Below are 6624 nucleotides of genomic sequence, written 5' to 3'. Positions count from 1 at the left end.
TCGCCAAAAGTCTCGGCGAGCCGCTATGAATGATCAGTATATGCTTTCCGTTTTGACGGCGGCTTTCTCAAACTTAACTCTCTGCTAGAATCCAACTGTCAATAGAGTTTGAGATGCGCTAACCCTGCTTGCAAACAAGTTGGATATTAGCTAACACTCTTGGCTGGACTTTGGGTGGTTTTATAGGTAGTATTACATTATTTAAAACTCTTTTTACTGTCTATTTTATTATAGGATTACTTGCTTATGGATTCTTATTCGGTATGCTCAACGGAGCTATTACAGGAGTGTTTTTAATTAAAATCATCAAGGATAACAATAGATCAATAACATGAGCCAAGTGATAAAGTTACGCGAAGGCTTTCTCCTTTTTAAGTATTTTTTATTTTCTAATATTATTTTAATGAACTTGCTTATTGCTGGATGTGCTGAGATATATTCACCAGGAGATGAACCACAATATGAAAAAATTGCAGAAGATAATATTATATCTATGATTCAGACTCAAAAAAACTACTTTTCAACCCATAAAACTTTCCTGAAACCACTTGATAAACCATTAAAATCAAATTCATCTTTTTTCAAATCTGAAAAATGTTATGGTTACTACACTAAAACTATTCCTGAAATTAATGGTACATCAACTGTAAACGGTATTTATATTTATGCAAGACAGGAAGCATGTGGTGGCAATTGGGGTATAGATTTGAGTTCTTATGTTGGTGGTGTTTTTGTCGTTCCTATTATTGATGCTAAAGAAATAAAATTGGTAAGTATCGTATGTAAAAGTACTGGGCCAGGATATGCACCCTTAAATCATCGACCATACTATACAAATGGTTTAGTAGATTGCCCTCCTGAAGCCAAAAAAGTATATTTAGAAACTGAATTATTTAAGAATAAAAATGATGACGCAATCTAACACCATTAAACAGCAGCGATCGCAAAGAATATTAGAACTATTTGCGTAGGCGTAGCCTGCCGTAGGCATCGCACCTACGCCAGATTTTTGACTAAGATAATTCCTTCACCACACCACTGGATCATGGCTAACTGGTGTGAATAATGATCCCCTGCAAGGAGTGATGGGGTTCTTGGGGTTTAGTAAGTAATCAAGCGGACATCATATTAAAGTGCTTATCCAAACCGTATTAAAATGTATTTGACATTCAAACAAATATAGCTGTGATGTTTTTCATAAAAATTGCCAAGGAGAAAAAACAATGATACAGCCAGTCATTTTAGAAAAATTAGAAGAACTCCCTGAGTCTCTTCAGATAGAAGTGCTTCATTACATTGAGTTTTTGATAGAGAAGCACGCTAAAAACTCTACCGAAGAAAAGCAGACAAACAAGCGTCGCGTTGCTGGAACGATGAAAGGAATGTTTGTTCTGCCATTGCCTAATGACTTTGATGAGCCGCTTCAAGATATGAAAGAATATATGGAATGAATAGATTACTATTGGATACTAATGCTTTCTGCAAGCACTAACAGATAGTAAAATCTTAAGTAATTGACATGATATTGTAAAGCAACAGACTGCGGCGAAATAATTATAATTTTAAGGAGATTGCTTGATGCTAAACTCATGTCATGTTTACCTCTTACGAGATGGGCAACATCAAGTCCTAACGATTCCTGATGAATTTGCTCTATCCAGCACAGAAGTTTTGTTACGCAAAGAAGGTAATCGATTAATCATCGAACCCATTTTTTCCGGTTCTCTACTTTCACTGCTTGCCACTTTGGAAGACATTACAGAAAACTTTCCTAACATAGATGAAGGGTTACTGCCACTCGATGATATTGTGCTTTAATCCTGCCCAATGACCTATCAATACCTGTTAGACACCAACATCATTTCAGATTTGGTAAGACATCCTCAAGGTTTAGTGTTTCAGAGGCTTACAGCCTTAGAGGAAAACTGCATTTGTACCAGCATTATTGTAGTGTGCGAACTGCGATTTGGTGCAGCTAAAAGTGGCTCTCTCCGTCTTCTTCAGCAACTAGAAAGCATCCTTGAAGTGTTACCTATTTTGTCGCTGTCGCCTCCGGTGGATCAGCACTATGCATTAATTCGTACACATCTAGAGCAAACAGGAAGACCCATCGGCCCTAATGACTTACTGATTGCGGCCCATGCTCTAGCCCTTAACCTGACGCTTGTTACAGCAAATGTCCGTGAATTTGAGCGCGTACCTGGTCTAAGGGTAGAAAATTGGCTACTTTGAGGGCATACATTGGGGTACTCTAATTATTATTCATTGCAGTTTGTATAAATTAACTCCTATTCAAAACGCCGTCTCCACAACTGTCCCCACCAAACACGCTTTATCCAAATTAACGCCCCTCAAATTTGCACCTTCTAACTCTGCACAGAGTAAATTCGCTCCCGTTAAATTCGCCCCCGCCAAATTCGCCCCCCGCAAGTCGGCTTCTTCCAGGTTTGCTTCACTCAACAAAGCCCCTTGCAAATCGGCGCGACTCAAATCTGCACCTTTGAGATTTGCCCCAGTTAGGTTTGCACCGCGCAAGTCAGCACCGCGCAAGTCAACGCCTTGCAAGTTTACATTCATCAAATTAGCACCACTCACGAAAGCACCCGCCAATGACACATCACTGAGTCTGGCTCCCATCAAATTAGCGCCACGCAAATTGCTACCCCGCAAGTCAGCACCGGTTAAATCTGCTTGCATCAGGTTTGCTCCCATGAGGTTCGCCCGCAAGTCAGTTTCTTGGAGGTTCGCCCCCATTAAATTCGCTCCCTCCAAATGTCCACCTTCGAGTTTGGAAGCAGCAAAATTAGTACCAACAAGGTTAGCACCAGCAAGATTAATCCGGCTTAAATCCAGTCGGGAGAGTTCCTCGTCTTCTAAATTTGCCCCTGGAAGTTGTTTGAGTTTTCCTAATCTAATGGCTTCAATATTCATGTAAAGTAACTACCAATCTCTTCACTTATCTTGCTGTGGCTATCCCATTGGGAATCAAGTATCCAGATGCCGGCGCTGACTTTGGGTGTCATCAAGGGTAAGTCGAGTCCCTGTTGTAAACCCATAACTAACAAAGCTAGGGTATCTACAAGTTTAGGGTCAAAGTGGCTAGATTGTTGCTCTTTGCACTCATCTAAAGCTTGAGTAAATATCTGTTCCCGGCTTTGATTTGACGATTTTCGCTGATTGACTCGCCATTGAAAGTCTGCCAATAATGCCAAAATTCTCGATTCTAGGGGAATTTGATCTCCAGCTAAACCTACTGGTTCCCCTGCGCCATTCCACCATTCGGTTTGGTGAGTGATAATTTGGGCAACGGCTCGCAGTCGTGGCATGGTTCGCAATACTTGCACCCCTGGTATTAAAGGACAACTGGGGGGATGTAGGTAGCGTGCGGGTATATGATCAGAAGTCAGGACACTTTCGGCATTTTGTAATGGATCTATGCGATGTAACAAAGCCGCTAGCCGCAATCTCTTAATTTGCCATGCGGGAAGATCCAATAGCTGGGCGAGCGCTTCCGCAAGTACTACTACTTCCGCAGCTGCCATTGGATTGTTGACATCTGCCATATCCATCAGTTGCGCCATTCGCAAAAAGGCTTGGATTTCGTTAGAAACCAAGTTGCGATCTAGGGTTTGTTTCTGAAGTGCTGTGGGGATAGATAAATTATCTTGCCCAGTCTGGAGGTAATCTACTACACGGGAAACAACTGCAACTAAATTTTCTGATCTGGCCATTGACGGTACAATTTGTTGTTTCTCGGCTGTGAGTTTTTTCGCCAGTTCTGGGTTGTATTTTTGGATGTGAGCGATCGCTATTTCTGCTGTCTCTTGGACTAACTCCGGCTCAAATGTCCACAAGCCGTAGAATTTCCGCTCTAAGTCTGATGTCGGTACTCCACTGCTGCCATAATCAGCTTCTGATAATTCTTGACAAATTACCATTGCTGTGTAATTAGGCGATAAGATAATTAAGTGCCACTCCTGCGCCACTGGGTCAACTGGAGGTAATGCCACTAAGTCTACATTGGGTAGCTGGCTGGTGGGATGTTCAGCAAAGCCGGATTCAGAGGCAGCCACGATCGCAATTTGGCGGCTGTGCTGGGCGATGTCTGCATATCGTTCAGCTTCTTGGAGATACCATTTCCCCTGTTGGAAGGCTGTGATCACTAGGGGTGTACCGTCATCGGTTAAGATATGGTCTTCTAGAGCGTGGCACAGGGCAACTAGGGTATTTTTATAGTAAACACCGAATCGAATTGGCCTGGTAGTATGGCGATGGGCTGTTTCTAGCTTTTGTAGGATTGAACCTTCTAACATGGGATTTGGTAAAAATAACCGCAGAGGCACTGAGGACACAGAGGGAGAGAGCTACGGTGTACACACAAGTCTGAAAATAGCTGACTAACCAAGGTTTTATCCCACCCTAACCCTCCCGTTATAAAGGGGAGGGAATTAGATTTTCTGTTTCCCCCCAATAAACGGGGGGATTAAGGGGGGTAAATCCGACTTGTGTACACAGCAGAGGAGGAGAGGGGGAGAAATTCAGAATTCCGAATATCCCCGCATTATTGTGTTTTCTAGGATATACCGGCTAGTTGTTTTTCTTTCGTCTCTATTGGTGCGGAAAGTGCTGCTTCTAAGTCGGCACAACCTAGTTTTTCCTCTAAAATTTTCATGACTTCGCGGCCGAAATCGTTGGGGTTTTGTTGCCAAGCTTGCAAGCAGACTTCGCCGAAGAATGAACCAAGGGGTTCAGGATTCCAGAGGAGTTTTTTGGCTGTCCACGGCATCAAACTCATTGGATCGTATCCTGGTTTGAGGATGCCTTCTTTAAAAGCATATTCTTCTAAATGGGTATGGGGTTGTAGTCCAATAAAGAAAATCGCAGGTTCGACTTTATCAGCACCAAAAATCCGTTCTAGTTCGCGGTGGTAGGCGATGGTTTGGCGGATGGTTTCGGGACGTTCGTCAATGACGTTAAAGGAGTAGTTGACGGAAACTAAGTCGTTGAAACCAGCTGCTTTTAAGTCACGGCAGTTTTGCAAGACGGTTCGCAGGTTGTACCCCATCCGCATTTTCCGCACGAGTTCTTGAGAACCACTGGTAATCCCGATTTCAAAATAGTTCATCCCGGTTTTCGCCATCAATTCACACAATTCGGGTGTCAAATTGTCCGCTCTGATATATGCTGCCCAGTGGATATCTGTCATACCAGAATCGACGATTTTTTGCAAGAGTTCTACGGCATCATCAATAAATTTTCGGGCGGGGATGAATTGGGCATCGGTAAACCAAAAGTTGCGTATGCCGCGATCGTATAATTGGCGCATCTCCGCAACTACTTCATCTGCTGGGTTGATGCGTACTTGTTTGCCTTCAACGACGGTGTAGACGCAATAGCAGCAGTTGTGGGGACAACCACGCTTAGTTTGTACACCTATATAAAAGTCTTCTTCTTGCAGGTAAAAGTTAAATTCCGGCCAGATGCTTTCGATGTAGTCGTAGTTACAAGCTGTTTTTTCTAGTGGGGTGGGTTGTTCGTGAATCAGCCGTTGACGTGGTTGGGTTTCTCCTACAACATAACAGCGCTCATCTCGAAAATCTCTACCGCTTAAAAGCTTTTCCAGCAGGGTTTCCCCTTCACCCACAGAAATAATTGCCCCTTGTGGTAAGCTTTTACCCAATTGTTCGTAAAATACGCTGACTGCACCACCACCTACAACTACACGCGCATCAGAATGATATTTTTGGGCACGTTTTAAACCGCGTTTGATTAAGCCCTGATTTTGCCATAGCTCTACATAGTAAGCGATGAAGATTCGTAAACCGCCGAATCCGCCACGTAGTTTTAATAGAGGATTCTTAGCGTAGTAAAATTCAAAGGCGTTTTGTAGTGGGTTGCCACCACGTCCACCAACTGGGGCATAAATTTGAATATCCCGCCAAGAAAATACGAGCAGTGTCGGTTTAAATTCATCGATACAGCGATCCAGAGCAGAATTGTAATCTAAGGGTGGCACTGTTCCTAAATCAAAGATGCGCTGCTCAATATTAGGAAACTGCTTATGGACATGATCGCTCAGGTAGACAACCCCAATAGGAAAGATGGGGTTACAAGGAAGGCGAACGTAAAGAATTCGATTTTCCATAATCTGTTTTTTGACTTCCATCTTGCCAATATTTGGAGAAAGCGAGAAAAATATCGAGTTTTAAAGTGTGTGCTTGTTTTATTAGGTTTTAATTATCACAATCGCACTTGACATTTCATTTGATTGCTGGTATTTAGAAAACAAATGTTAGCAATTGCAGAAAACGCTAAAATTGCTATGCATAAAACATACATAGAATTTATAGATAGGCTTTATGAAGATATTTTTCATATAGCTTTACCATAACATTGAGTTTATTCATTAAGCGATGATCCCAACCTATTAATCTTGGGATAGATGAAACAACAAAACTCACTTCCTCACTAGGCAAAAAGCAAGGGGATCGTCGTCTTAGGGACTTCCAAAAAATAAAATATACAGTAGGGTGCGTTAGCGACAGCGTAACGCACCGCCAGATATCTCGGTGCGTTACGGCTTTCGCCTAACACACCCTACTGTATATTTTATTTTTTGGAAGT

The 6624-nt window shown here is 42.4% G+C and carries 7 protein-coding genes; 4 read left to right on the top strand and 3 right to left on the bottom strand.

Annotated features, from left to right (window positions below; genetic code table 11):
• Positions 1-331 precede the first annotated feature (331 nt).
• The 4 genes from CDG79_RS38125 (at position 332) to CDG79_RS38110 (ending at position 2232) form a co-directional block, all read left to right on the top strand.
• Positions 332-922, top strand: a complete 591-nt coding sequence (locus tag CDG79_RS38125) for a type IV pilin-like G/H family protein (protein WP_094346709.1) — start codon at positions 332-334, stop codon at positions 920-922.
• A gap of 301 nt (positions 923-1223) precedes the next feature.
• Positions 1224-1451 carry a type II toxin-antitoxin system VapB family antitoxin gene (vapB, locus tag CDG79_RS38120; RefSeq protein WP_094346708.1) on the top strand — a complete coding sequence of 76 codons (228 nt, stop codon included), beginning with the start codon at positions 1224-1226 and terminating at the stop codon, positions 1449-1451.
• Between the two features lie 127 nt (positions 1452-1578).
• Entirely contained in the window at positions 1579-1818 is a 240-nt protein-coding gene (locus CDG79_RS38115) for an antitoxin (protein WP_094346707.1), read from the top strand.
• A gap of 9 nt (positions 1819-1827) precedes the next feature.
• Positions 1828-2232 (top strand): type II toxin-antitoxin system VapC family toxin, encoded by a 405-nt coding sequence (locus CDG79_RS38110; protein ID WP_094346706.1) that lies wholly within the window; start codon positions 1828-1830, stop codon positions 2230-2232.
• A 60-nt stretch (positions 2233-2292) separates the two neighbouring features.
• Here the strand turns inward: CDG79_RS38110 and CDG79_RS38105 are convergent, their stop codons facing one another.
• The 3 genes from CDG79_RS38105 to CDG79_RS38095 all read right to left on the bottom strand — a co-directional run bounded on the left by CDG79_RS38105 (position 2293) and on the right by CDG79_RS38095 (position 6166).
• The gene (locus tag CDG79_RS38105; protein ID WP_094346705.1) at positions 2293-2931 is read right to left on the bottom strand and encodes a pentapeptide repeat-containing protein; all 639 of its coding nucleotides are present in this window, start codon (positions 2929-2931) and stop codon (positions 2293-2295) included.
• Positions 2928-4313: a DICT sensory domain-containing protein gene (locus tag CDG79_RS38100; protein WP_094346704.1), complete on the bottom strand. Its 1386-nt coding sequence runs from the start codon at positions 4311-4313 to the stop codon at positions 2928-2930. The genes CDG79_RS38105 and CDG79_RS38100 overlap by 4 nt, the downstream gene beginning before the upstream one ends.
• A gap of 260 nt (positions 4314-4573) precedes the next feature.
• The gene (locus CDG79_RS38095; protein ID WP_094346703.1) at positions 4574-6166 is read right to left on the bottom strand and encodes a photosystem II high light acclimation radical SAM protein; all 1593 of its coding nucleotides are present in this window, start codon (positions 6164-6166) and stop codon (positions 4574-4576) included.
• Positions 6167-6624 lie beyond the last annotated feature (458 nt).

Source organism: Nostoc sp. 'Peltigera membranacea cyanobiont' 232 (assembly GCF_002245985.1).
Taxonomy (GTDB): domain Bacteria; phylum Cyanobacteriota; class Cyanobacteriia; order Cyanobacteriales; family Nostocaceae; genus Nostoc.
This window is presented reverse-complemented; position numbering and strand designations above follow the sequence as displayed.

Coding starts and splice junctions, on each gene's coding strand:
- CDG79_RS38125 (WP_094346709.1), top strand. CDS start 332: ATGAGCCAAGTGATAAAGTTACGCGAAGGCTTTCTCCTTTTTAAGTAT.
- vapB (WP_094346708.1), top strand. CDS start 1,224: ATGATACAGCCAGTCATTTTAGAAAAATTAGAAGAACTCCCTGAGTCT.
- CDG79_RS38115 (WP_094346707.1), top strand. CDS start 1,579: ATGCTAAACTCATGTCATGTTTACCTCTTACGAGATGGGCAACATCAA.
- CDG79_RS38110 (WP_094346706.1), top strand. CDS start 1,828: ATGACCTATCAATACCTGTTAGACACCAACATCATTTCAGATTTGGTA.
- CDG79_RS38105 (WP_094346705.1), bottom strand. CDS start 2,931: ATGAATATTGAAGCCATTAGATTAGGAAAACTCAAACAACTTCCAGGG.
- CDG79_RS38100 (WP_094346704.1), bottom strand. CDS start 4,313: ATGTTAGAAGGTTCAATCCTACAAAAGCTAGAAACAGCCCATCGCCAT.
- CDG79_RS38095 (WP_094346703.1), bottom strand. CDS start 6,166: ATGGAAGTCAAAAAACAGATTATGGAAAATCGAATTCTTTACGTTCGC.